Annotated in this window: 18 protein-coding genes; 13 read left to right on the plus strand and 5 right to left on the minus strand. The window is 42.1% G+C overall.

Annotated features, from left to right (window positions below; all coding sequences use genetic code 11):
- Positions 1-7 precede the first annotated feature (7 nt).
- Genes G613_RS0101440 through G613_RS0101455 form a run of 4 tightly spaced genes read left to right on the plus strand, consistent with a single transcriptional unit; the run spans position 8 to position 6,703 of the window.
- Positions 8-2,221, plus strand: coding sequence for a glycoside hydrolase family 2 protein (locus G613_RS0101440; protein WP_029230954.1), 2,214 nt, complete (start codon positions 8-10; stop codon positions 2,219-2,221).
- 19 nt (positions 2,222-2,240) lie between these two features.
- Positions 2,241-4,502, plus strand: coding sequence for an alpha-L-rhamnosidase (locus G613_RS0101445; RefSeq protein ID WP_029230955.1), 2,262 nt, complete (start codon positions 2,241-2,243; stop codon positions 4,500-4,502).
- 18 nt (positions 4,503-4,520) lie between these two features.
- Complete coding sequence (locus tag G613_RS0101450) at positions 4,521-5,825, plus strand: glycoside hydrolase family 1 protein (RefSeq protein WP_029230956.1); 1,305 nt, start codon at positions 4,521-4,523, stop codon at positions 5,823-5,825.
- A complete protein-coding gene (locus G613_RS0101455) occupies positions 5,825-6,703 on the plus strand; it encodes a sugar phosphate isomerase/epimerase family protein (protein ID WP_029230957.1) in 879 nt (292 codons plus the stop codon). Before G613_RS0101450 ends, G613_RS0101455 begins: the two co-directional genes overlap by 1 nt.
- Before the next feature lie 98 nt (positions 6,704-6,801).
- On the opposite strand, the gene G613_RS0101460 is transcribed toward G613_RS0101455, so the two are convergent.
- Together G613_RS0101460 and G613_RS0101470 are read right to left on the minus strand one after the other, a co-directional pair.
- Positions 6,802-8,250, minus strand: a complete 1,449-nt coding sequence (locus tag G613_RS0101460; protein WP_029230958.1) for a methyl-accepting chemotaxis protein — start codon at positions 8,248-8,250, stop codon at positions 6,802-6,804.
- Positions 8,251-9,111: 861 nt separating this feature from the next.
- Positions 9,112-9,696, minus strand: a complete 585-nt coding sequence (locus G613_RS0101470; protein WP_029230959.1) for a TetR/AcrR family transcriptional regulator — start codon at positions 9,694-9,696, stop codon at positions 9,112-9,114.
- Between the two features lie 164 nt (positions 9,697-9,860).
- Between G613_RS0101470 and G613_RS0101475 the strand changes: the two genes are divergently transcribed.
- The 5 genes from G613_RS0101475 (at position 9,861) to carB (ending at position 17,765) form a co-directional block, all read left to right on the plus strand.
- The gene (locus tag G613_RS0101475; RefSeq protein ID WP_029230960.1) at positions 9,861-11,348 is read left to right on the plus strand and encodes a radical SAM protein; all 1,488 of its coding nucleotides are present in this window, start codon (positions 9,861-9,863) and stop codon (positions 11,346-11,348) included.
- A 17-nt stretch (positions 11,349-11,365) separates the two neighbouring features.
- Positions 11,366-12,208 carry a DegV family protein gene (locus G613_RS0101480; RefSeq protein WP_029230961.1) on the plus strand — a complete coding sequence of 281 codons (843 nt, stop codon included), beginning with the start codon at positions 11,366-11,368 and terminating at the stop codon, positions 12,206-12,208.
- Between the two features lie 454 nt (positions 12,209-12,662).
- Positions 12,663-13,253, plus strand: a complete 591-nt coding sequence (locus tag G613_RS0101490; protein WP_029230962.1) for a low molecular weight protein-tyrosine-phosphatase — start codon at positions 12,663-12,665, stop codon at positions 13,251-13,253.
- Positions 13,254-13,517: 264 nt separating this feature from the next.
- Positions 13,518-14,366 (plus strand): DegV family protein, encoded by an 849-nt coding sequence (locus G613_RS0101495; protein WP_029230963.1) that lies wholly within the window; start codon positions 13,518-13,520, stop codon positions 14,364-14,366.
- A 150-nt stretch (positions 14,367-14,516) separates the two neighbouring features.
- Positions 14,517-17,765 (plus strand): carbamoyl-phosphate synthase large subunit, encoded by a 3,249-nt coding sequence (gene carB / locus G613_RS0101500; RefSeq protein ID WP_029230964.1) that lies wholly within the window; start codon positions 14,517-14,519, stop codon positions 17,763-17,765.
- A gap of 110 nt (positions 17,766-17,875) precedes the next feature.
- Here carB and G613_RS0101505 read toward each other — a convergent pair whose 3' ends face one another.
- A complete protein-coding gene (locus G613_RS0101505) occupies positions 17,876-19,453 on the minus strand; it encodes a helicase HerA-like domain-containing protein (RefSeq protein WP_029230965.1) in 1,578 nt (525 codons plus the stop codon).
- 563 nt (positions 19,454-20,016) lie between these two features.
- Here G613_RS0101505 and G613_RS0101515 point away from each other — a divergent pair.
- From G613_RS0101515 to G613_RS0101525, 3 genes are all read left to right on the plus strand, one after another.
- Positions 20,017-20,454, plus strand: coding sequence for a hypothetical protein (locus tag G613_RS0101515; RefSeq protein WP_029230966.1), 438 nt, complete (start codon positions 20,017-20,019; stop codon positions 20,452-20,454).
- A gap of 465 nt (positions 20,455-20,919) precedes the next feature.
- A complete protein-coding gene (locus G613_RS0101520) occupies positions 20,920-21,684 on the plus strand; it encodes a flagellin (protein ID WP_029230967.1) in 765 nt (254 codons plus the stop codon).
- Between the two features lie 189 nt (positions 21,685-21,873).
- Complete coding sequence (locus G613_RS0101525) at positions 21,874-22,824, plus strand: hypothetical protein (RefSeq protein WP_155828006.1); 951 nt, start codon at positions 21,874-21,876, stop codon at positions 22,822-22,824.
- A gap of 93 nt (positions 22,825-22,917) precedes the next feature.
- Here G613_RS0101525 and G613_RS19390 read toward each other — a convergent pair whose 3' ends face one another.
- Both G613_RS19390 and G613_RS0101535 read right to left on the minus strand, forming a co-directional pair.
- A complete protein-coding gene (locus tag G613_RS19390) occupies positions 22,918-23,079 on the minus strand; it encodes a hypothetical protein (RefSeq protein WP_155828007.1) in 162 nt (53 codons plus the stop codon).
- A 90-nt stretch (positions 23,080-23,169) separates the two neighbouring features.
- Positions 23,170-25,095: an asparagine synthase-related protein gene (locus G613_RS0101535; protein ID WP_029230969.1), complete on the minus strand. Its 1,926-nt coding sequence runs from the start codon at positions 25,093-25,095 to the stop codon at positions 23,170-23,172.
- A gap of 266 nt (positions 25,096-25,361) precedes the next feature.
- Here G613_RS0101535 and G613_RS0101540 point away from each other — a divergent pair, with 266 nt between their 5' ends.
- Positions 25,362-25,613 carry a hypothetical protein gene (locus G613_RS0101540; RefSeq protein ID WP_029230970.1) on the plus strand — a complete coding sequence of 84 codons (252 nt, stop codon included), beginning with the start codon at positions 25,362-25,364 and terminating at the stop codon, positions 25,611-25,613.
- Positions 25,614-25,988: the final 375 nt, after the last annotated feature.

Consider the following 25,988-nt stretch of genomic DNA (forward strand, 5'->3'; position numbering starts at 1 on the left):
GTGAAACATGCGAACAACAATTCTTTGGAATGATAACTGGATATTTGAAAAAGAGGGAAAGAGCAAAAGCATAACTCTTCCTCATACCTGGAATGCTGTTGATGGACAGACGGGGCCTGAGCAGTACTACAGAGGAACCTGCCTTTATAAAAAGACATTTGAAAGACCGGTAATGGAAGAGGGACAGCGGGTGTTTGTGGAGTTTCGAGGCGCTAACTCCTCTGCAAAAGTTGTTTTAAACGGCCGTGAGGTAGCGAGCCATGATGGCGGATATTCCTGCTTTAGGACGGACATTACAGAGGCACTTTCAGATTTAAATGAGATGGTAGTTTCTGTTTCCAACGAGCCCAATACAAGGGTGTATCCACAGAAAGCGGATTTCACTTTCTATGGTGGCATTTACAGGGATGTTTATCTTGTGGTTGTGGATGAAAAGCACTTTGACATGGACTATTATGGTGGAAAAGGACTGTACGTCACACCAAGACTAAACGGAAATGATGCTGAAATTGAAATAAAGGCATACACAAGCGGCGGAGAGCGCGTAAGAATATCAATTGACGGTGTAACAGAGCAGGAGTTTGAGGTGGTTCCGGCAGAGGATGCATCCTGTGGATATGTTGCCTGCGGTAAGATCACGATAAAAGAGCCACATTTATGGAACGGTCTCAAGGATCCGTTCTTGTACAACATAACAGCAACTCTTTTGGATGGAACAAAAGAGTGTGACAGAATCTATGACAGGTTTGGAGTAAGGCAGTTTCATGTTGATCCTCATAAAGGATTTTTCCTCAATGGAGAAAGCTATCCGCTTCGAGGCGTTTCACGACATCAGGACAGGGCAGGAGTTGGCAATGCACTGACAAAAGAAATGCACAAGGAGGACATTGATCTCATCCTCTCCATGGGTGCCAATTCCATAAGGCTTGCACATTATCAGCATGATCAATACTTCTATGATCTTTGTGATGAAAAGGGAATAGTAGTATGGGCTGAGATTCCATATATCACTGTACATATGGACAGTGGAAGAGAGAACACCATATCCCAGATGAAAGAGCTGATAAGCCAGAATTACAATCATGCATCGATAATGTGCTGGGCACTTTCAAATGAAATCTCTTTGCAGGGTGTTACTGAAGATCTTTTGGAGAACCACAGGATATTAAATGATATTGTCCACGAGATGGATCCTATCAGATATTCTGCCATGGCAAATCTGTTCCTTCTTGAGACAGACTCGCCTCTTGTAACACTGCCTGATATTCGCGGCTACAACCTCTACTATGGCTGGTATGTAGGCGAGATGGAGGACAATGACAAGTGGTTTGATGATTTCCATAATCAGCATCCCGATGTGGCAATAGGACTTACGGAGTATGGCGCAGATTCAGTAATTACGCTTCAGTCTCCAATACCTGAAAAAGGCGATTATACAGAGAGTTATCAGGCTGTTTATCACGAGCATATGCTTGAAATGTTCAGCACCCGTCCATATATCTGGGGAACATATCTTTGGAATATGTTTGAATTTGCTGCAGCAGGACGAGATGAGGCAGGAGATCCGGGCAAAAACCACAAGGGTGTCATCACCTTTGACAGAAAGCAGAAGAAAGACGCCTATTACATTTATAAAGCATGGTGGTCAGATGAGCCTTTCATCCATCTTTGCGGAAAAAGATATCACGACCGCATCGAGGATAATACAGAGATAAAGGTATATTCAAACCAAAAGTCCGTCACACTCTTTGTTGACGGTGTAGAAGTTGGAAATGCAAGCGGAGAACACGTATTTAAGTTTAATGTTCCCATAACCGGAGTACATACAATAAAGGCTGTTTCAGGCGAGTTATCTGATGAAATGGAGATAGCAAAGGTTTCTGAGCCCAATCCTGCATACTTTGCTCCCGACAAAAAGGTCAGAAACTGGTTTGATAAGGCAGATGAACCTGAGGAAAAAGAGGGATACCTTTCCCTTTCAAGTACAATGGCAGAGATTCAGGCCATACCTGAAGGAAAAGCAATTCTCGACAGGATGATGGCAGCAATGACATCAAGAACAGCAGGCGGAATGGGAGAAGGCGTAGAGATTTCAGAAGCAATGCAGCAGATGATTGCCCGCCAGCCCCTTAAGAAGCTCCTGCAACAGGGCGGAATGGATATAGAATCTGACGAGATTAAGGCACTTTCAAATGCTCTTATGAATATTAAAAAGCGGTAAAGAATACAAGAGGTGTTAGATGGAAGCGGCTAAGATTTATGAGAAAGCAAAGTGGATATCACCTGAAAACATGACAGAACCTGATAAGAGAAAAGGTGCAGGATATTTAAGGGCCACATTCTCTTATAAAAAGGGAGAGATCAGGATATTTGCCACAGCTCACGGCTTGTATGAAATACTTATAAATGGCCGGAGTATCACGGATGCACGACTGACTCCGGGATGTGATGAGTATGATAAAAGGCTTCAGTATCAGGAGTATGAGATCACGGATACGCTGATATGCGGGGAAAACGAGATATTCGTTACACTGGGTGATGGCTGGTACAGAGGATGCAACGGGATTGACGGTGTGAGAAATCTGTACGGAGAGGATATTTCATTTCTGTGCGCGATAATAGGCGATGGAGACATAGATAATCCTTTACTTGTTACGGATTGCAGCTGGGATGCCTGTGAAAACGGACCTATAAAGCTTACGGACCTTGAGCTGGGAGAGACCTGCGATGCCGGTTCGGGCTTTGGTGAGTGGCATAAGGCAAGAGAGATGTCTTTTGACAAAGGGAATCTTATAGCCCAGACATCGCCGTTTGTTACGGAACATGAAGTGTTTGAAGGCAGACTTATCACAACTCCGAATGGAGAAAGCGTATTTGATTTCGGGCAGAACCTGGCCGGATATACTTCTTTTGTCGTGGAAAATGCCAAAGGCGGTGAGAAGATCTGTCTCATCCACGGTGAAACCCTGGATGAGGACGGGAACTTCACAATAGAAAACTTCCAGCCCGGAGACAGAAACAAATCCGGTGGAATAAAGCAGGAAATAAACTATATCTGCAAGCCGGGCAGGAATGAGTTTAAACCTCATTTTTCGATGTTTGGATTTAGATATGCAAAGATAACGGGTGATATTTTGCCGTCTGACATCCAAATAAAGAGCATTGCTGTTTATTCGGACATGAAGGAAACAGCGAGGTTTGAATGTGGCGTGGATGAAGTAAACAAGCTATTTAAAAACAGTGTATGGTCTATGAAGTCAAACTTCTGTGACATTCCTACTGATTGTCCCACAAGGGAAAGAGCAGGCTGGACAGGCGATGCAGCAGTCTTTGTGAGGACCGGTGCGTACCTGATGGACTGCAGGGGAGTTTACGAGAAATGGCTTGCGAACGTGAGGATAGGGCAGCATTCAGATGGCAAGATGGCGTATATCTGTCCCAAGAACTCAAATCCGGGCAAGATAGCAGAGATGTTTTCGGCGTCTGTTGGCTGGGGCGATGCGGCGGTTATTGTGCCCTGGAATCTGTACAGAATATATGGCGATGAGCAGATACTTAGAGACAACTATGAAATGATGAAGAAGTGGGTGGATTTCCTCGGAAGAAGGGCCGGAAAAAGCAAGCTCAAGAACCGCTTTGGAAAGAACCCTTACAGAAAATACATCATCGACACCGGAATGGACTACGGTGAGTGGTGCGAGCCCGGAACAGATGTTATGAAGACCATGATGGCTGCATTCAAGGATGGCCAGCCTGAAGTGGCAACAGCTTACTATGCATATTCATCTGGGATTCTCGCCAAAATATCAGAGATTCTCGGAAATGGTGCCGATGCGGATAAGTATAAAGAGATCTCGGAAAAGGCGACTGAGGCATACAGATATCTGGTTCTGAAAGACGGGCATATAAGATCTGACAGGCAGTGCGAGTACGTAAGGCCTCTTGCGTTTTGTCTTTTACCTGAAAAAGAGGCAGTGGAAGCTGCTAAGGACTTAAATGAGCTGGTAGTGAAAAATGACTATCATCTTAATACAGGCTTCCTTTCAACGCCTTTCCTGTGCAGCGTGCTTGCAGATTACGGTTATGTGGATACTGCATACAGACTGCTGTTGCAAAAAAGCTATCCTTCGTGGCTCTATGCGGTGGAGAAAGGTGCTACCACTATCTGGGAGACGTGGGATGGTATCAGGGAAGACGGCACTGTACATGATTCGCTGAATCACTATTCCTACGGAGCTGTTTCCGGATGGCTTTTGTCCGGTGTCTTGGGAATCAGATACGATTTTGACAAAGTCCTGATAAAGCCTCTGCCGGATGAGAGACTTAAGTTTGCAAAGGGTTACTATGATTCACCGAAAGGTCGCATAGTTTCTGAATGGAGATATATTGAGGAGACGGATTCTTTTGCCTACCGATTTGAAATTCCTGAAGGAATGGAAGCAGAGCTGGAGCTCTCCGGCGAGGAAAAGAGAATTCTGACAAGCGGAAGTTATGAGATTTAAATTATGGAGGATAGGAAAATGAACAAGTTCGAGAACGGATTTATGCTGGGCGCTTCTACTGCAGCCCATCAGGTTGAAGGAAACAATACAAATTCAGATTACTGGTTGATGGAGAATATGGAGTATTCACAGTTTGTTGAGCCTTCACTGGATGCTGTGGACCACTATAACAGATACGAAGAAGACATTAAGATGCTTGCGGATGCAGGCCTTAACACTTACAGATTCTCTGTTGAATGGGCACGTATTGAGCCTGAGCAGGGCAAGTTTGATGAAAAGGAGATCGAGCATTACAGGAAGATGATCAAATGCTGCAGGGACAATGGTGTTGAACCGGTTATTACCCTCATGCATTTCACATCACCTGTGTGGCTTATAAAACTGGGAGGCTGGGACAATGAGCAGGTTGTAGAGCTTTTTGCCAACTATGCAAGGTTCGTCACAGAGCAGCTTGGAAGCGAGATAAAGTATATCTGCACCATAAATGAGGCCAACATGAGACTTCAGATAGGCGCTCTCATGGAGAGATTTAAGAAGCAGATGATGGCGAAAATGGCAAATGCAGCCAAAAGCAGTGGTGACTCCATGGAGGGACAGGTTCAGGTTGGACTTAATCTCTCTGACCCGATGGAAAAAATGAAGCTGGCAGCAATGGAGAATGCCAAAGTATTCGGAGATCCTCAGCCGCATACATTTGTTTCTGCAACAGATGCAAATGGCGATATGATAGTTATAAAGGCGCATCAGGCAGCCAAGGAAGCAATCAAGGCTGTTAATCCGGATATTCAGGTTGGTATTACGCTTTCCCTGCACGACTGCCAGTACATAGAAGGTGGCAAGGAGCGCGCAGACAGCGACTGGAATGAGGAGTTTAGCCATTACATTCCTTACATCAAGGATGATGATTTCTTTGGACTTCAGAATTATACAAGAACTACTTACGGCCCAGATGGAATTGTGCCTGTTCCCGAGGAAACACCAATGACACAGATGGATTATGAAGTATATCCTGAGGCTCTTGAGCATGTAATTAGACGCGTGCATGAGGAGATGCCAAATGTTCCGATCATGGTTACCGAAAATGGAATAGCAACAGCAGATGATAAGCAGAGAGTTGAGTTTATCGACAAGGCAATTGAGGGTGTTCAGAGCTGTATAAATGATGGAATTCCTGTCATCGGATACTGCCACTGGTCACTTATCGATAATTTTGAGTGGCAGAAAGGTTATGCGCTGACATTTGGTCTTTGCGCAGTTGACAGGAAAACACAGATCAGGGCACCAAAGCCCAGTTTGAAGCATCTTGGAGGCTATTTGAAATAATGAAAGACACAGTACTGACGGGTGTGCAACAGATAATGATTGGTAGCAGATGCAATAGTTATGAGAGTGCACTCAGCACACTTCAGAGCATCAAGAGTGCCGGCTATGACGGCATTGAACTAAATGACTTCATGATCAAGCCAACGCCTTTTATTGTGAGGCTGCTTACAAAATTTGCCGGTATGCCCACTGGTAATGGCGGAAAACTCGATTGGAAGAAGCTGATCTCAGAGAGCGGCCTGAAAGTAATAAGCCTGCACAGCTATCTAAACAGCATTGAAGCAAACCCTGAGGCTGTTGCTAAAGAAGCCATGAACTTTGGAACAGATACCGTTGTTATAACCGGTATGTACAGGTTTGATTACGGGAATGCTTCTGAGGTAAAAAAACTTGCTGAGAGGCTTAATAAGGCGGGAGAAGCTCTTTTACCCTATGGAGTAAAACTTCTTTATCATAATCACAATGTCGAGTTACAGAAGGTCTCAGAAGAAAAAACTGCATTGGACTTTATCGCCCTGAACACCGACCCCGGATATGTTAACTTCGAACTTGATACCTACTGGCTTGCAGACGGAGGAGCAGATGTTACTGCCCTGGTAAAAAAACTGTCAGACAGAATGGTAATGTGGCATATAAATGACAGAGGCTGCAGAAAACAAGGACCGTTCATTACGCCTATTCTCAAGGAAGATGCGGCCGAACTAGGAACAGGGAATATGGCCCTTGGCAGTATTTTGGAGACTGTACAGGAGGCTGCCAAAGTAAAGGCAATTGTATTGGAAACTCATAAAAACTGGATTGACAATGATCCGATAAAAAGTCTGACTCTTAGCGCGCAGTGGTTTAAGAAAAACAAATTGAGTCCTACCTTACAGTAGGGCATGATGAAGAATTGATGCATGTACTTGCACCTGATTACGAATGGTGAGTCAAGGGGGACGTTCCCGTCCCCGTGACTTCCCTGACCGGTATTACATTATTTCAGCCTCTGCGCCTGATCATATATCCCCTTCAGCAGAATATCAAACTCATCAAATTTCTCCACCGCTGTCTTTGCTCCCTCTTCGCCCATATTGGACAAAGCTGCCACCTGCTCACTTGTGGCGGCGAGGCTCGCAATATTATTATTGATTTCCGTTGCACTTCTTCCTATAGCTTCTATGGAAGTACCGATATCATTAAATCTTCCTATAAGGTTTCCAACGTTCTCCCCGATCTCTTCAAAAGTATCTGCGGTCTCTCTGATAAGAATGTCCTGAGCCTTGACAGACTCAGCTGCCGCATTGGTAGAGTCTACCGCATTCTGAACATCAGCGGAAAGCTCCTGCATGATGCTGGTGATCTGATTTGAAGCATTGCTGGTCTGCTCCGACAGCTGCCTTATCTCATCGGCAACCACAACGAAACCTTTCCCGGCTTCTCCCGCACGCGCTGCCTCAATTGAAGCATTGAGCGCAAGAAGATTGGTCTGCTTTGATATCGATATGATGGAACCGACAATCTTCTCAACCTTTTCGACCTTCTCAGTGACAGCTTTTGTGGATGCCACCGTCTTATCACTCATCTCAACAACATTTGCGGTCTTGTCCTTGAGCTGGTCGATGACCTTAGTCCCATCAATAACGGCTTTCTGCGTGCTCTCGGACATCTCAACCATCTGATTTCTCTTGGCATCAGCCACTTCCGTCTGATCATGGTTATCTGCTATCTGATGTGACTGCTCTGTCACGGCAGCTGCGGTATTTCCTGTGCTGCCCGCAATTTCCCTCATGCCATCGTGGTTTCTTCCTATGATGCTCTTTAACTCATCGACTTCCCCATGGGCCTCATCAAACAGCCCCGTAATTTCCTTGGCAATCTCCACCATCTGGATACGGGTCTTTTCCTGGGTCTCCTGCCCTTTCTTGATGGCCTCGTCGTCCTCTCTTACCAGGGTCCGCCTCATCTTAAGCGACTCTATTCCGGCAATTCCCGCAAGAATGATTATGAAACCGTCCACAAAATGGTCCCTGGGTATCGAACCTGTAGCAATAAGATTTCTGACCAGGACAATAAGTCCGCCTATGGTCATAGTCATCTGTCCCACCACATAGAGCCTTAAGTCCAGATAAAGAATACACGACAGCATTACCGGTATCGCGAATGCATAAAAAATCATATCATTTTGTATTATCATGATAATGATATAGTAAAGAGTCGGACCTCCCAGAATGACCACTGCGCCAAACCTGGTCTCTCTGAATTTGATAAATCCAACCGTCATCTGCAGCACACCTGCCAGGACAGCGACAATCTCGATGACAAGCCCCAGGCTCATTCCGTGTGTTGCAGCATCCAGCACTACCATTAAAAGCGCAGTAAAGGCAATAATAAGGTTGATCTGAAATACTTTTTTGTTTGATCTTGCATACTGGTCAGGGGTCATATAATTATCTCCTTTAGCCATGAAAACAGAATTTAACTGTACAATAACTGACAAAATAATTATACAATATTTTATTGTGAACAATTATTAAATAACGCTAAAACCAATCTTGCATCCGGTTATGAAGTCAGTCATGGGAAAACTATCGCCTGACCGTATGCAAACTTGATGTCAGATAGTCGGAATGTGTATTAACTCCAACTCTGTTCTGTGGTGCGTATGAGGCATGGGCTAACAGTGGGTAGTATTTGACAGAATCCGTATCGGCCGATTCACCGGAAGCTGAGTAATCTGAATAAACACACAGCTCACCATTAGTCGACGCCCCCGAATAGGCATCGGCGGAATCTGATCCCGAATAAGTTGCAGCAACAATTTATATTTCATTATGCAGGGTGCTTCTCCGGAGAAATGGCAGTTGGAAGCATGTGATTTTACAATGTCACGTTTTGCTGGACTATATGGTTTTGAGTATAAGGGGATGATTACGGATTCTAAAGAAGCTAAGAACATTAGAATGGAATAGGTTTTTTTATCATTTCTCAGAATTTCAAGGAGCGAAGATGAATGATAAGAATTTTATTCGTCTGCCACGGCAGGGTACTAACTTGATGAATCGAACGTTGTGTTCATGCTGTTTAACAAACTTTGAATGGTGAATTTACAACTAATTTACAACTTATAACAAAATGACAGATATATTTAGGAAAAGAACCTGACCATAAAAAAGCATGCCAGACTGGCATGCTTTTTTTACGAGAGGGGGACTTGAATCGAACCAGTTCCCTAAAATATGTATAAACACAAGGCTTACAGCTTCATCATCTGATGATAATCATCAAATTATCATCAACATTTGTTTTATGACAGTTTTTTCAATGTGTTATCAAACATTTCTACGCATATATCAGCCATGCGCTGTTCGCTTTCCTGCATCCCTTCTCTGAACCAGCTGATAAGTATCTGGAAAAAAGCTGCTTCTGAAGCAAGCTTGATGTATTTGATCTCTGTATCTGTTGTAGGATACAGAAGTTCTGATATGTCCCTGCCGGAAAAGAGCTCACGTTTCAATATACCTGCCTGATCAAACAGGGCAATGGTTTCTTTATCCTCGCGGATGGTACGGAAAACATCTTCAAACCACTGATGAGGATTCTCATGCAGTTCTGGTTTTTCACAAATTTCTGCTATGCGTTTTATCAGTCTGTTACCGAGTTCATGCAAAATATCTTCCTTGTCAGTATAGTTGCGGTAGAAGGCAGTACGTGAAACTCCAGCACGACGCACGATCTCACTGACAGTGATCTTTTCATACGGGTGTTCGCCCATTAGGTGCATAAGCGCAAGCTGAAGGCATTCTCTGGTCAGCTGGTTAGACTCTTTGTTATTCATTCGCAGAACTTCTTTTTTTTGCATTTCTGTCAAAGGCTCTTTAGTGGCTTTCATATTTCTTTTCCCCTGTTGTTACAAAATAAGTGATTATGTCACGCCGCGCCAATTGACACTTCTACTGTCATGTCCGAGAGTAGAGCCGTTGTATTGCATCTCCTGCGGCGTTACACTTGTAACATCAAAACGATTGTAACACTTAAAGGGGAGGAATAACAAGTATGGAATTAGTAGAAAACTTATCTCACAAAGCGCAGAGACAGGCATTTAGCCTATTGATCGATAGATTTCTTGCAAATCTCGACAAAGCTGAGAACAGAACAGAAACGTATTTAAAACTCGTAGATCAGGCAGAGAAATTCTGGGGGAAAGATGGAGCAAGAAAGGACAAGCTTGATCAGGTAAGAGCAGCTTTCAAGGACCCTGACAATAGATGGGTCAAGTTTATAAATAAAGTAGTTGATGAGACAGATCCTCACGTTGCCAAGATGACAATGCTCAACCTTGGTTATGAGGCCTTTTTCAGAGGTACCAAGATGATCAGGGCAAACAGGGAAAAGTACGGATGCAATATCCCATGGCTTATTCTCTTTGATCCTACAAGTGCCTGCAACATGCATTGCCAGGGCTGTTGGTCCGGTACTTATGGCCCTAAGCACAACCTGTCTTTTGAAGACATGGATAAGATCGTTACCCAGGGAAAAGAGCTTGGTGTTTACCTATACATGATGACAGGCGGGGAGCCTCTTGTAAGAAAAAAGGATGTACTGCGTCTTGCTGAAAAGCACAATGATGTTGAGTTCTCTATTTTTGACAACTCCACTTTAATTGATGAGGACTTCTGTAAGGAAGTTGTAAGACTTGGAAATATCACGTTCCAGCTTTCTATCGAGGGTACTCCTGAAACAAATGATGCGAGACGTGGAATTGGTCATTATGACGCTGTAATGAAAGCCATGGACCTGTTTAAGAAATACGGAATTGTCTATGGAACTTCCATCTGCTATACAAGAAATAATATCGAGGCAGTAACTGACCCTAAGTTCATCGAGTTCATAGCTGAAAAAGGCGCAAGATTCGGATTCTTTTTCCACTATATGCCAGTAGGAAATAATGCGGTACCAGAGCTTATGCCTACTGTAGAGCAGAGAAGAAAGATGGTAGATCAAATCAGATACCTTAGAAGTGACAAGTGCGATATAGGGTTCTTCCCTATGGATTTCCAGAATGATGGAGAGGCAGTTGGTGGCTGTATCGCTGGCGGAAGAAACTACTTCCACATCAATTCAAGTGGAGATGCAGAGCCCTGCGTATTTATCCACTTCTCCAACACTAATATTCATACTCATTCAATACTTGAGATGCTTCAGAGCCCTCTTTTCATGGAATATCACAAGGGACAGCCTTTCAATAAGAACCATTTAAGACCATGCCCAATGCTTGAAAATCCTGAGCTTCTTCGTGAGATGGTGGCAAGATCCGGAGCCCATGGTACCAATGAAGAATCAGAGGAAAGCGTTGAGCACCTCTGCGCAAAGTGCGATAATTATTCAAAAGAGTGGGGACCTGTAGCAGATGATATCTGGGCTCGCCAGAAGCACTATAGAAAAGCATACGAAAACTATGCAAAAGAAAATATAGAAAGCGCCGAGAAGTTGGAATTTCCTGAGACTTTGTTAATCAAGAAAAAAGAGAACAGAGGCGCTTGATTGTTGGGGAAAAGAAAATGATAAAAATACTGTCAGATAGTACTTGTGATCTGTCAAAGGAACTGGTTCAGAGATACAACATAGGAATAATTCCGCTTTATGTAAGACTAGGAGATGAGGAGTACCTGGATGGCGTCAATATTACTCCTGAACAGATCTATAAGTGGTCTGATGAACATGGGGAAACGCCCAAGACAGCAGCAGCCAGCATTGAAGATATCTCAAAATTCCTGGATCCTGCGGGTTCGGATGAATATATTGTTTTTACTATATCTTCGTCCATGTCAGTAAACTTCAATAATGTAAGGCTTGCGGCGCAGGAACTTGGCATGTCTGACAGAGTTCATGTCATAGATTCAGCCAATCTTTCCACCGGAGTTGGCCTGTTGGTAGTATATGCGGCAGAACTGGATAAAGAGGGAAAGGCAGCAAAAGAAATTGTTGAAGAGATAGAGAATACCAGGGATAAGGTCAGAGCAAGTTTTGTAATCGATACCCTTGTCTACCTTCATAGAGGTGGTCGCTGTTCGGGGCTTGCAGCCTTCTTTGGTACGACATTAAAGATCCATCCACGCATTGCAGTAACTGACGGAGCAATGCACCCGGAAAAGAAATATCGCGGATCCAGCAGACGCTATGTGCTTGATTATGTCAAAGACATGGAGGCTGATCTAGAGAATGCCAGACCTGAGCGTGTGTTCATAACCCATTCAGGATGCGACAGGGAAGTTGTTGAAGCTGTAAGAGAGTATCTTAGCGGCCTCGGCGTGTTTAAAGAAATTCTTGAAACCCGCGCAGGAAGCGTTGTTTCATCTCATTGTGGTCCAGGAACATTGGGAGTACTGTTTATCTCAAAATGATGGGAACAAGGTAATATTTTTCTTTTTCCAGGAAATATTTCCAAGTGACGCCGGCGGAAGAGATTGCGGGGGTGACGAGCAAGCTGCGATGCAAATTAGCAACGCCAGAAGACACAAAAAAAGGAAGCGATAAACGCTTCCTTTTTAGTAGCGAGAGGGGAACTTGAACCGAAATAGTTTCCTTAATTATGCATAAACACAAGGCTTACGAACCGAAGAGTGTAACGCTTAATACTTATACACATTTTTCTATCGATGATGCCAAAGAAGAGATGGGAAGAATCTGTGCAAATGCCTGATAAATACTGAGTTGTACGGAGCAATTAATTTACAACTTTTTTACAACTTTTGCAGGCAAAAATATGCCGATTTTTGCAAAGATATGCCAAATAGCTATAAAATAACAATGTGCTCTAGACCGCATGGTTGAGCCAAAAGTTAGGAGAATACAGGGATGATAAGAATACTGTTCGTCTGCCACGGCAATATTTGTAGATCAACAATGGCCGAGTTTATTATGAAGGATATTGTAAATAAACAGGGATTACTTGATTGTTTCCACATTGAGTCTTCTGCAACACACACGGATGAAATTTGGAATGGTATGGGAAGCCCGGTGTATCCTCCGGCCAGAGCCAAGCTTAGAGAACATGGAATTGGAACTAATGATAATGAGCTTGGAGTTAGTCAGAAGAGGGCAAGGCTTACTTCCAGAACTGACTATGATAAGTTTGATTTCATTATTGGAATGGACAGTGCCAATATCAGAGACTTGAACAGGCTATTTGGTGGAGATCCGGATAAAAAGATTTATAAGATGCTGGACTTTACTGACAGAGATGGTGATGTGGCAGACCCTTGGTATACAGGGAACTTTGATGCTACCTGGATAGACTGTAGTGAAGGATGCCATGGACTGTTCAGGCAGATATTAGTTGATCCAAGGTTTACAAAAGAGCTATCGGAAGGCGTAGGCTATGAGGAATACGATGAGTATTCTGATGTGAGGGACAATCTAAAATACGATGATTTTCCCAGAGGCTAAGCCTGTTATAGCAGTTATTATCGTATTAAATCATATCTTTAAATATTCAATAAGAGCATGCAATTAAGTTGCAGCTCTTATTTTTTTGTGTTATTCTTGGTGCTAGTTTTGGGAACTGACAAAAATAATAATGACTATAAGTCAGAATATAACAGAGAATACAGGAAACTGGCGCGCAAGAATATAATCGCGATTATATAAAAGGTTGTACACAACCTTTTGCACGTGTTTGCTATTTCTTTTACCGGATTGGAGGAGTTAAAAATGGGAGTGAGGATAATAACAGATTCAGCAAGTGATATTACGCAGGAAAAGGCAAAAGAGTGGGGGATAAAGGTTATGCCCCTGATTGTTCGATTTGGGGATGAAGAGTATTTGGATGGAGTGACTTTATCCAGTGAGGATTTCTACAGAAAGCTCATTGAAACAGATGAGCTTCCTAAGACTAGCCAGATTCCTCCTTATCAGTATGAAGAGGAGTTTAGAGCAGCTAAGGAAGCAGGGGATGAGCTTATCTATTTTACCATTTCATCCGGAGTATCAGGGTGCTATCAGTCTGCATGCATGGTAGCACAGGAATTTTCTGACTGTGTGTATGTAGTTGACACCAAGCAGTTCTGTATATCAGAGTACATCATTGTTCAGCGTGCGGTGCAGCTTCGTGATCAGGGACTAACAGCCAAAGAGATAGTGGATATTATGAAAGAAGATATTCCAAAAGCTCACGTAATTGCAGTGTTTGACACCCTTGAGTATGTAAAGCTTGGTGGAAGAATCTCAGCTGCGGCAGCTTTCATAGGAAATGCGCTTATGATAAAGCCTGTAATTACTATAGAAGGTGGCGGCGTTAAGGTTATTGGCAAAGCCAGAGGCTCCAAAAATGGACACAATATGCTGATGGAGTTTGTTAAAAAGACCGGTGGAATTGATGTTGACAAGCCTACATGTCTAGCTTATTCAGGGCTTTCTAATGAAAACCTTATGAAATATGTTGAAGATTCTAAGGTTCTCTATGAGGGCTACGAAGACAGACTACAGTTTGCTATAGCAGGGGCAGCTATCGGAACATATACAGGCCCTGGAGCTATCGCTTTTGCATATTTTGAGAAATAAAAAAAATACAAAAATGCGCATAACTCTGCAATTAGAGATTGCGCATTTTTTCTACAAGAAAAACTTATTTATGTTCAAATATTTTCCTTGAGTTTGATCATATCAAATAATAAAATGGTAAGGATGAAAAAAGAATAACGGAGGAGTATTATGGCACAGAGAACTGATATACACAAAGTATTGATTATCGGCTCGGGACCGATAGTTATTGGGCAGGCGTGTGAATTTGACTATTCCGGCACGCAGGCTTGCAAGGCGCTTCGTAGTCTTGGGTATGAAATTGTTTTAGTTAACTCTAATCCAGCGACGATTATGACCGATCCGGAAATGGCGGATAAGACTTATATCGAGCCACTTAATGTGGACCGCGTAGCTGCAGTTATTGAAAAGGAAAGGCCAGATGCTCTACTACCGAATCTTGGTGGTCAGTCAGGCCTTAATCTGTGTTCTGAATTATACAAGGCCGGAATTCTCGACAAATTCAACGTAAAAGTAATTGGTGTCCAGGTTGACGCTATTGAGCGCGGCGAGGACAGAACAGAATTTAAAAAGACAATGGACATGCTTGGAATAGAGATGGCTCGTTCTAAGGCTTGTTATTCTATAGAAGAAGCTCTTGCAGAAGCTGATGAACTTGGCTATCCTGTAGTACTTCGTCCTGCTTATACCATGGGCGGCGCCGGCGGCGGTCTTGTATACAACAAGGAAGAACTTCAGACCGTTTGTGCAAGAGGTCTTCAGGCTTCAATTATTCATCAGGTTCTCGTTGAGGAGTCAATCCTTGGATGGGAAGAGCTTGAGCTTGAGGTTGTTCGTGACAAGGACAACAACATGATCACAGTCTGCTTCATTGAGAACGTTGACCCTGTTGGTGTTCATACAGGTGACTCCTTCTGTACAGCTCCTATGCTCACTATTTCTGAAGATCTGCAAAAAGAGCTCCAGCGTCAGGCTTACAAGATCGTAGAGCACATCGGTGTTATCGGTGGAACAAACGTACAGTTTGCTCATGATCCCAAGACCGGCCGAATCATTGTTATTGAAATCAATCCAAGAACATCACGTTCTTCAGCACTTGCAAGTAAGGCTACAGGCTTCCCTATTGCACTTGTATCAGCAAAGCTTGCTACAGGACTTACTCTTTCAGAGCTTCCTGATTCTAAATTTGGTACTCTTGATAAATATGTTCCTAACGGAGATTATGTTGTTGTTAAGTTCGCCCGCTGGGCATTTGAAAAGTTCAGAGGCGTAGAAGATAAGCTTGGTACTCAGATGAGAGCCGTTGGCGAAGTTATGAGTATTGGTAAGAACTTCAAGGAAGCCTTCCAGAAGGCCATCAGATCACTGGAAAAAGACAGATACGGTCTTGGATGCATTGAGAAGTTTGAAAAAATGTCCAAAGAAGACCTCCTTCGTCTTCTCAAGGATGCTTCCTCTGAGAGATATTTCCTTATGTATGAGGCCATTAAGAAGGGCGTAACGGTAGAAGAGCTTTTCGATATCACCAAGGTTAAGCATTATTTCCTTAACGAGATTAAAGAACTGGTGGAAGAGGAGCAGGCTCTTTTGACAGCTTCAAAGGGAAAGGTACCGGAAAAAGATGCCCTTATAAAAGCAAAAAAAGATGGCTTCTCCGACAAGTACCTCTCAAAGCTTCTGGGAGTTTCTGAGGACGATATCAGAAATGGTCGCCAGAGCGCAGGATTATCCGAATGCTGGGATGGAGTTCATGTGTATGGCACTGATGGAAGCGCTTACTATTACTCAACCTATCAGGAAGAGAGCACTCTTGAGAATCCTATGAAACTCTCTCAGGGTGAGAATAAAAAGATCATGATCCTGGGCGGTGGCCCTAACAGAATCGGTCAGGGTATTGAGTTTGACTACTGCTGTGTTCATGCTGCAATGGCTCTTAAAAAGCTCGGCTTTGAAACTATTATTGTCAACTGTAACCCTGAGACTGTATCAACTGACTACGACACTTCAGATAAGCTGTATTTTGAGCCGCTTACTCTGGAGGATGTTCTGCAGATTTACCGCAAGGAGCAGCCACTTGGCGTAATCGCTCAGTTTGGTGGACAGACTCCTCTTAACCTTGCTGCTAAGCTCAAGGAGGAGGGGGTAAATATCCTTGGCACAACTCCTGAAGTTATCGACCTTGCAGAGGATAGAGACCAGTTCCGTATTATGATGGATAAGCTTGGAATCCCTATGGCAGAAGCAGGAATGGCATCAGATGTTGAAGGGGCCAAGGAAATCGCAGCTCGCATCGGCTACCCTGTAATGGTTCGTCCTTCCTTTGTTCTGGGCGGCCGTGGCATGGAAATAGTCAGAAACGAAGACCAGATGGAAGAGTACATGAGAGCAGCAGTAGGTGTAACTCCGGACAGACCAATTCTTATCGACAGATTCCTTCACAATGCTCTTGAGTGCGAGGCGGATGCCATAAGTGATGGTGAGCATGCTTTTGTCCCTGCAGTTATGGAGCACATTGAGCTTGCGGGAATCCACTCCGGAGACTCTGCATGCATTATTCCTTCCAAGCATATTTCGAAGGAGCACCTTAAGACCATTGAGGAGTACACCAGAAAGATTGCTGTTGAGATGAATGTAGTGGGACTTATGAATATGCAGTATGCAATCGAGGACGATACAGTTTATGTTCTTGAGGCAAATCCACGTGCATCTCGTACAGTACCGCTTGTTTCCAAGGTTTGCGGAATTAAGATGGTTCCTGTAGCTACTGATATAATTACCGCGCAGCTTACAGGCCGCAAATCACCTGTGGCTGATCTTATAGCTAATAAGAAAACAACCGAACCTCCTTACTATGGCGTAAAAGAGGCAGTGTTCCCATTTAATATGTTCCCTGAAGTAGACCCTGTTCTCGGACCTGAAATGAGATCCACTGGAGAAGTTCTTGGTCTTGCCAAGACTCCCGGAGAAGCTTTCTTTAAGGCTCAGGAAGCGGCAGGAAGTACACTTCCTCTTGAAGGGGCAGTTCTTATCTCACTTAACAAAGAAGATAAGCCACATGCTGTATGCCTTGCAAAGAGCTTTGCTAAGGACGGCTTCAAAATCTACGCTACAGGAAAGACCTGCGATCTTATAACAGAAGCAGGAATCCCTGCCACAAGGATCATGAAGAACTACGAAGGCGGACGTCCTAATGTAGAGGATGTAATCAAGAACGGAGAGGTTCAGCTCATCATTAACACTCCTATAGGAAGAGGAGCTGAGCACGATGACGGCTATCTTAGAAAGGCAGCCATCAAGGCTCGTATTCCTTATATCACTACCGTTGCAGCAGGTAAGGCCGCTGCAGAGGGTATTCATGAGGTAAAAGAGAAAGGATGCGGAAACATCAATTCTCTTCAGGCATATCATGAAATGTTGTGATTAAGCATAATTTATACTACATAAAAAAACAGTAGGACTAAACAAAAGTCCTACTGTTTTTTTATTCATATGAAAGGTCGAAACGACTCTTAATTATGTGGAGAAATAAATCATGATTTGAACAGTGTAGAAAGAATTCCGCGTCCAAGGCTTGCTCCCAGGTTTCCACCAAGAGTCTTACCGAACTTACCAAACTTTCCGCCAACGGTCTTACCTACTTCGCGGCCTACAGTTCCGACAACTGCATTGCCAACGCTCTTTGCAGCCTGCTTTTTCTTCTTGGCCTCAGCGGCCTCAGCCTTTTCTTTAGCCTTTGCAGCTGCGGCTTCTTCTTTTTCTTTTGCCTTGGCTGCGGCAGCTTCTGCCTCTATTCTGGCTGCTTCCTCAGCGTCAGCGATTCCCTTTCTCATGAGAAACTCATAAGCTGAATCGGGATCTTCAGGCTCGTAATATTTACTGTAAAGAACATTCTGTTTGATTTCTTTTTCTCTTGTGACAGAATCGATGCTGCCCATGAGAGACTGTGGAGGAAGAATCTTAACTCTTTCTACAACTGTAGGAGTTCCTGTCTCGTCAAGGAAAGAGCAAACAGCTTCACCGACACCAAGCTCCTGAATAACATCAGCAGTCTTGAAAGCAGGATTTTCTCTGAAGGAATCAGCAGCAGCCTTAACCGCCTTCATATCGGAAGGAGTATAAGCGTGGAGCGCATGCTGAATTTTGTTACCAAGCTGAGCAAGAACGCCATCAGGAATATCTCTTGGATTTTGTGTTACGAAGTAAATGCCCACCCCCTTTGATCTGATGAGCTTAACTACCTGCTCAATCTTATCCATAAGAAGCTTTGGTGCATCATCAAATAACAGATGAGCCTCATCAAAGAAGAATACCATCTTAGGCTTATCAAGGTCGCCTACTTCAGGAAGCGTCTCGAAAAGCTCGGACATCATCCAAAGAAGGAATGTGGCATAAAGCTGTCCATTATTGATAAGGCTTGTGCTATCAAGGATATTGATCAAGCCCTTGCCGCCTTCGCCTGTTGCAAACCAGTCCTTGATATTAAGGGCGGGCTCAAAGAAAAACTTGTCGCCACCTGCAATCTCAAGAGCCACAATGGCACGAACAATAGCAGAAATAGAAACCTTGCTGATATTGCCGTATTCTGCAGCAAGCTCTTTGCTGTTCTCTGAAATATAGTTGAGCATTGCCTTTAAGTCCTTGGTATCAACAAGGAGCAGATCATTGTCATCCGCAATCTTAAAGGTTATTGACAGAATGTTGCTCTGAAGGTCATTAAGACCAAGAATTCTTGATAAAAGAAGAGGTCCCATCTCTGAAACTGTGGTGCGGAGCGGGATACCATTTTCACCAAAAACATCCCAGAAAGTTGCAGGATATTTCTGATATTTAAAGCCTGCTTCATCCAGACCGAATTTCTGGATTCTCTTTTGCATGTCTTCAGAATCTTTTCCCTCAAGTACCATTCCTGAAAGATCACCCTTAACATCTGCAAGGAATACAGGGACTCCCATGTCACTAAAGGACTCAGCCAGGACTTTTAATGTGATTGTTTTACCTGTACCTGTTGCACCTGCAACAAGACCATGACGATTAGCCATTTTAGGTAAAAGAAATACGTTTTCCCCATTTTCGTTGTTAGCTACCCAAATCTTACCGTCTTTATACATACCTTTCTCCAATCCGTCGTAAAAAACGACTAACACTCTTAGAGACAATTATATCACGCAAACAGCGTGATTGAAGCATTATACGTAAGGATCTATGGGAAAAATGCAGAAAAATCTCTATTAATAGGGAGTGCCGGAGTGGTATGAGGTGTCCACTCCGGCTGGTGTAAAAAAGTTGTTATGAAAGTGTTTATCCTTTCTGTAAATAAATATATATTGCGAACCTTAAAATAACCTAAAAGTAATTTAGGAAAAATCAATATTTATCATATTTATATGTAATGGAATAATTTCGGTTGAAATTGAAACTTATGAGGATTATCATTGAAAAATGATGTTTCTTTTTCCATAAAAAAACCACCTCGGAAGGTGGTATATTTTTGGGAGGAGGGGTTGCCTAGTGGGGAACCAGACAACCCGTGTATGAAAAAAAGTATTGTTGGGGGTTCAGAAGGTATGTCCTTCTGATAGTTTTATATTACATGGTAACTGTTGCCAAATTGTGACTGAACTCTAAAAGAAGTATGACCTATTCTAAATTATTTATAGGAGAATAAGAAAAAATGTCAAAAAATAATCGAAATAAAGCACACAAGAAAACGCCAAAGACCAGTAAAAACAGCGGTTTCGGAAGGCTTATGTTATCGCTTGTAATTTTGGGAGTGGTTTTACTTCTGTTCATAAATTATGCTCTTCCTATGTTAAAACAGTCTGTTAAAAAAGCTGCGGCAGAAAAAACTGTTGATGTTATAACAGAAAATGCAGCTAAAGTTGCCGGAGAAAATTCCCTGGTTACCAAGGTCCTTGAGAATATGTCAGAGGAAGACAAGGAAGTGGTTACCGAGATTGTAGAAAATCATATGGATAAAGAATCTGTAAGCGAAGTTATGGATTATGTTAATGAGGGAGATAAAGAGGGACTGATGAAGTACGCTGCCGAGAATCTTACGCCAGAGGAAATGGCGAAGCTTGCAGAGCTTTATATGAAGTACGGTGATTAATTTTTTCTTATAACGCAAAAACACCCACGGGGGGACGTGAGTGCCTGCGATTTTCTTATGAGGGGGAGATAGTGATTTGGTTCCGAATAGATTCATGAACCGAGCTGCATCACTAACTTGGTTTTTATATTAAACTCTAATTGTGTTCAAAAAGTGAAGAAAGTAGTTATAAAATGTGAAAAAAGATTATTCAAATTATGAAAACCATGATTGAGGGACTGAATCATTATTACGCAGGAACTCCATAAAACCTGAAATTATGCTCCATTTAGAGGCGAATTTTATACATATTTAATTATATTTTGAAAGGCAGGGTGCTACGATGTGGTTATCAAGGAATGGCACGGAGGCCATTTAGGTGAATTGCAGGGAAGCATAGCAAGGATGCGGAAGTTTGCAGGGAAGCAAAAAAGCATGGAAGGTTGTTATTGCAGGGATGCATGTTTTTTTACCTAGGAGGTCTTTATGAGTAGTGTATCTTCTATAGGCGGATATCAGGATTACTCCGCATATTCAAAAATATCCAGTGGCGGCACGATAAACAAAGCGTCTGAGGATGCTTCGGGGCTGGCAATTCAGGAAAAAACCAAATCACAGGTTAACGGACTTGATGCCGGATCCGAAAACTTAACTTCAGCAAAATCAGCCCTTAATATTGAAGACGGAGCTCTTTCAGGAGTTGAGGATTATCTTCAGTCTATAAAAGAGTTATCTGTAAAGGCTATGAACGGTACTCTTTCAGATGATGATAAAGAGAGTATCCAGGCTCAGATCAAGGAATACCTTAAGGGTATAAATGAGACAGCTCAGGGTACGACATATAATGAAAAGAATCTTACCAATAAAGATGGAGAGATGAAGGTTGCTGCTGATGGTAATGGTGCGACAGAGACTATTTCCACCAATAATGCGACAACTGATGCTCTTGGAATTACAGATTATGATGTGACCAAAGATTTTGATATGAGCAAGATTGATAAGGCTCTTGAAAAGGTGGCAGGCCAGAGATCTTCTGTAGGAGCTCAGACAAATGGCGTAGAGCACGCTCTTACTTATAATTCGCATGCTGCTATGGAGCTTAACGGCTATCAGATGGACAAGGAAGAGGATAACGCAACGAAAGCTCTTCAGGAACTTAAGACCAAGCAGGCGCTTGATTCCTATCAGAGCGTTCTTCAGAAAAAACAGCAGGAAGACGAACAGCAGAAGGCTATGGCAATATTTGCATAATGCAAACTAAGTAAATTGTTTTCCGATCTTGAGATTGGAGTGGAAGGCGGAGAAAACTATCATTAGGTTTTCTCCGTTTTTTAAATGCATAGTTTCTTTAGAAGAAATCTTCTGATATACTTTAAATTGCATTTTGAATTGGGGATTATTTTGATTAAAATGCAATATATATTTTGGGTGAGGGATGTTGTGAATAGATATAGAATTTATGGCTTAATTATTGAAACCGAAGTGGAATTCATGCAGCTTGAAAAAGCGGCAGAGGAAGAAGGCACTTTAGAAAATACCATATATATCAGGGAAGAGAAATGTGCTGATGAAGTAATGGAAACTATTACCAAAGCTGATGCACTTAAACAGCAGTATTTTGTTGACGCAAAAAGTTCCTGCTTTTTTAATAAGGCCGGATACTATTTGATAAGAGATGGCAAGGAAATATTATTCGAGACCAAGGAAGGCTATACACCTGCAACAGTTTCCCCATGGCTTCTTGGATATTGTATGGCAATACTTCTTTATGAGAGACAGACCATAGCCATTCATTGCAGCGCTGTAGTGGGAGATGATGGAGTCTTCATCATTTCGGGAGAGATGGGAGCAGGCAAATCTACACTTACAAGGAAAATGCTGGAAAAAGGCTTCAAGATTATGGCAGATGATGTGGCTGCGGTCAGAATTGAGAAAGATCAGGATAGCGAGAATGAAAGCGCATATGCTTACCCTGCATTTCCTTATCAGAAGCTTTGCCGTAATGAAGTTGAGAGTAGAAATTTTGATATGAACGAGCTTATTTACATAGACGAAGCCAAGGACAAATTCCTTGTTCCGGTAAAAGATAAGTTTGTTTCAAAGCCGCAGAAATTAAAGTTTATGATTTTTCTTGTCAGAGCTAAAACAGACAAGGTATTGGCAGAAAAATTATCCGGACTTAATCAGCTTTTTGCAATTCGTGAAAATGTATTTCTTCACAGATTCAAAGGAAGCTGGGAGAATGCCAAGGAATATGGGGAACTTTGTCTTAAGCTTGCTTCCAAGTGTCCTGTTTATATGATTTATAGACCTGCAGAGGGGAATTCTCAGGACGAAATTGCAGACATAGTTGAAAAGCTTGCAAGAGGAGAGGAAGTAGAGCTTCTCTAAAGCCTATTACAAAATGTAAAAAGAATATTGATTAATGAAAATAGCCACAGGATAACCTGTGGCTAATAATTTTTGAAAAAACTAAGTTGATAATTATGATGGGAGTATAATCTCGTCGTCAGTTCTCTCAGATTTCAACGTAGCTGGTCTCTTTGCGCTAGTAGGAACAAATCTTTCAACTGTCATCGCATTATCAAACGTTTCAGTGTTCTCAAGTCTTATAGAAACAACTTCTGGTTTTGCCCAATTCTTCATACTTAGTCTCTCCCTCCATTAAGATTTTATATACATGTATTATCTGACTAAAACGCAGGGAAGTAAACTTTTCTATCAAAATTGTAACAATTAAGAAATGGCTTTGACTTTGGTTACAATATTCTGGAACTGGTAAAGCATTCCCAAATGTTCTAAGACTGCCATATATTGATCCTTGCCTTCAAGTCCCGGATCTTCACAAGTCGTAAGCTTAGATATTTCATTAAAATCAAGGCACTCTGCCCAAAAATCCTTGTCCAAACGCTCAAAAAGATTTTTCAATGATTGCTGATTATCTTTGAACCAATCAACATCTTCTTCTTTTTCATTATCTTCAGGTTTCTTTTCCTCACTTGGCGTGTTTTTATAGGTTACCTCATATAAAGATTTGGGCATTATATCTTTAAAAGCTTCGCGGTATATATATCTTTTTTGACCATGTTTAATATAAAGGTGTCTTGGAATTGTTACCGCAAAGTTAATTACTTCATAATCAAGGAACGGGAAAATGTATCTTGCACCTGAATATGGGCCAAATAATGCTGCTACATTTAAACGAATATTGGTTGCTCCTGTAGCAATATATTTGAGCGGATTATGTGGGAAGAAGAAAGGTGTTCCCTTATAATCTTTATATTTTTCGCAAAGCTCTTTTTTAAGGATGAAAGGTGTGCTACTACTAGTGTTTTGCATAGGATCATTATCGTAGCTGGGGCCTCTTGCAACCTTATATCTGTAATCTCTGAAGGTCTTGAGCATACGCTTTGGAGCACCTTCATTGAACTCCCAAAGGCACTTGATGAAGTGTAGCTTTTCACCAAAGCAGTATAATTCGTAGGGATCGCTTCTGTGGCTTACGCCTTCATCTCCGCCATGACCGGAAAAGATAACTTTAGCGCCTTTGCTGCTTACAAGCTGTGAAGCCTCATTGATAATTTCCGTATTGGTATAAAGCGGATAAGCATACTTGAAATTAAGGCTTCCCGGAGCATCTTTGGAAAAACCAAGCTTTAGGTGATTGTTTATTATATTGGAATTACTGTCTACGTAGTTTTTGCTTCTGTAATAGCAAGTGGTGTTTTCCTGTTTGCAAATGTCCTCAATTATAAGACGTTCATCATTCTCTACAAGAGGAAGGTCTTTGGGGTCGCGAGACCAGGAAAAATAGATGGCCTCTCTTCCAAGCTTGCTGATCAGTATATCTATAACACCTGAATCAATACCACCTGAAAGCTCTGCACCCACAATATCCGGAAATACAGCAAGTCTTTTTCTTATAGATTCTGTGATCAGTTCGCGCATTTTCTGGATGTATTTTTTATCTGATGACAGTCGCACTTTCTTGGCACCCAAAGTCCAGTATTTGTGCTCTTCGTATACAAGAGTATCGGAAGATTTGGTTATGCAAAGATACGAAGCAGGAGTAACACGATATATATCTGAGAACTCGGTTCCATTTAACGAAGAGGTAATATACTCGCATACACTGGTATACAGATAATCGGGATTTATATCACCGGGTATTTCAGGGAGATTGATCAGGCCCCTTATTTCTGTGGAAAATGCCCCCATTTTATCTGATTTATAGTAATAGAGTGGATGTATGCCCATGTGATCTGTGAAAAGAGTGAGCTTTTCAACATTTGAATCATATATTGCGCCTGAAAAGTCACCGTTAACACTTGAAAGTGAATCAGGGCCATTCTTGATTATAAGCTCAAAGAGCATTTCTTCATCGGATAGAGATAAAGGTAGGTTAAAAGAACTTGAGAGTTCCTGCCTATTATAGATAAGAGCATCTATAACTGCATAATAATCGTCTTTATGTAAAACAGGAGTATTATTGATAGGGGCGTTTGTTATGTGATCTGCGCATATTCCAATTCCAACGCTATCTGAGATGATTTCAGATTTTTGTTCATCCCCAAATACTCCGTTCCATTTTAAAAGCCTTGCAAGAGAAGATGAAATCTCTGCAGGACTTGATGATTTAATAATTCCAAATATACCGCTCATAAAAAATCTCCAAATAAAAACAAAATGCGTAAACTCTAGATTTGCGCTTTCACTATATTATCATATAAGAAATGGAATTAACAGTTTCTTCAAAAAGTCAGACAATTTTTGAAGAGTGAGGAAATACAAGGTGCAGAGAGGATTGTTATGCCATGATTATAAAAGGCTAATTCTTACATTTTTGATAGAATTATTGTAAGACTTTGGAAACTAAGATAATATAGCCGAGTTGTAAAAAATAAATTTTAGATATGAGAGGAAAGAAAATGAAAAAGTGGAGCAATGCTGAAATTATAGCATTAGATATTAATGAGACTGCAAGTGGCTGTCGTGCAGCAAATTTCGAGGGCTTGGGATATGAAAAGAAAACAGGTTGTTTATTTGGTATTCCTGTAAAGTATCGAGATTATGGGTATTATCATGATGTTACTCCTCCAGCCACTCCAAATATACCAACAACACCTGAAGTTACAGGCGTAGAAGAGAAGTCTGACGTTACAGCTGATAGCCTTTCATAATATAGGACTTTTGTTAAAAAATAAAGAAGGATGTGCAGTGATCTGGGGTCTGTCAAGTAGACAGGCAAAACAAACAAAATAACATCAAACGAAAAGGTGGTCACATAAACAGTGATCACCTTTTTACTTTGTCGATGGTTGTATCCATCATATTTATCCTTGGTCTGCTTGTTGACTACTATAACTGCCAGGAAATAACTGTCAACCCTGCGCCAAGCGCACCGCGGAGCGGCGTTGGGGTTGACTGATATTTCCTGACAGTTATTCTGTAGTCAAGCAGATCAAGGATATTTGTGCGCATTAGCGCACTTTATTCAATGGCAGAGTCGCCAGACTCTGGCTTCGTTTTGGATAGATGATTATGCTGCCCATTTT

Origin of the sequence: Butyrivibrio sp. VCB2006, assembly GCF_000420945.1 — a bacterium.
Classification (GTDB): Bacteria; Bacillota; Clostridia; order Lachnospirales; family Lachnospiraceae; genus Butyrivibrio.

Excerpts from the sequence above, each read along its gene's own strand:
- G613_RS0101535 (WP_029230969.1), bottom strand. The coding sequence starts at position 25,095 with ATGAGCGGTATATTTGGAATTATTAAATCATCAAGTCCTGCAGAGATT.
- G613_RS0101445 (WP_029230955.1), top strand. The coding sequence starts at position 2,241 with ATGGAAGCGGCTAAGATTTATGAGAAAGCAAAGTGGATATCACCTGAA.
- G613_RS0101490 (WP_029230962.1), top strand. The coding sequence starts at position 12,663 with ATGATAAGAATACTGTTCGTCTGCCACGGCAATATTTGTAGATCAACA.
- G613_RS0101495 (WP_029230963.1), top strand. The coding sequence starts at position 13,518 with ATGGGAGTGAGGATAATAACAGATTCAGCAAGTGATATTACGCAGGAA.
- G613_RS0101515 (WP_029230966.1), top strand. The coding sequence starts at position 20,017 with ATGTCAAAAAATAATCGAAATAAAGCACACAAGAAAACGCCAAAGACC.
- G613_RS0101480 (WP_029230961.1), top strand. The coding sequence starts at position 11,366 with ATGATAAAAATACTGTCAGATAGTACTTGTGATCTGTCAAAGGAACTG.
- G613_RS19390 (WP_155828007.1), bottom strand. The coding sequence starts at position 23,079 with ATGAAGAATTGGGCAAAACCAGAAGTTGTTTCTATAAGACTTGAGAAC.
- G613_RS0101470 (WP_029230959.1), bottom strand. The coding sequence starts at position 9,696 with ATGAAAGCCACTAAAGAGCCTTTGACAGAAATGCAAAAAAAAGAAGTT.
- G613_RS0101440 (WP_029230954.1), top strand. The coding sequence starts at position 8 with ATGCGAACAACAATTCTTTGGAATGATAACTGGATATTTGAAAAAGAG.
- G613_RS0101505 (WP_029230965.1), bottom strand. The coding sequence starts at position 19,453 with ATGTATAAAGACGGTAAGATTTGGGTAGCTAACAACGAAAATGGGGAA.
- carB (WP_029230964.1), top strand. The coding sequence starts at position 14,517 with ATGGCACAGAGAACTGATATACACAAAGTATTGATTATCGGCTCGGGA.
- G613_RS0101455 (WP_029230957.1), top strand. The coding sequence starts at position 5,825 with ATGAAAGACACAGTACTGACGGGTGTGCAACAGATAATGATTGGTAGC.
- G613_RS0101460 (WP_029230958.1), bottom strand. The coding sequence starts at position 8,250 with ATGACCCCTGACCAGTATGCAAGATCAAACAAAAAAGTATTTCAGATC.
- G613_RS0101520 (WP_029230967.1), top strand. The coding sequence starts at position 20,920 with ATGAGTAGTGTATCTTCTATAGGCGGATATCAGGATTACTCCGCATAT.
- G613_RS0101540 (WP_029230970.1), top strand. The coding sequence starts at position 25,362 with ATGAAAAAGTGGAGCAATGCTGAAATTATAGCATTAGATATTAATGAG.
- G613_RS0101450 (WP_029230956.1), top strand. The coding sequence starts at position 4,521 with ATGAACAAGTTCGAGAACGGATTTATGCTGGGCGCTTCTACTGCAGCC.
- G613_RS0101475 (WP_029230960.1), top strand. The coding sequence starts at position 9,861 with ATGGAATTAGTAGAAAACTTATCTCACAAAGCGCAGAGACAGGCATTT.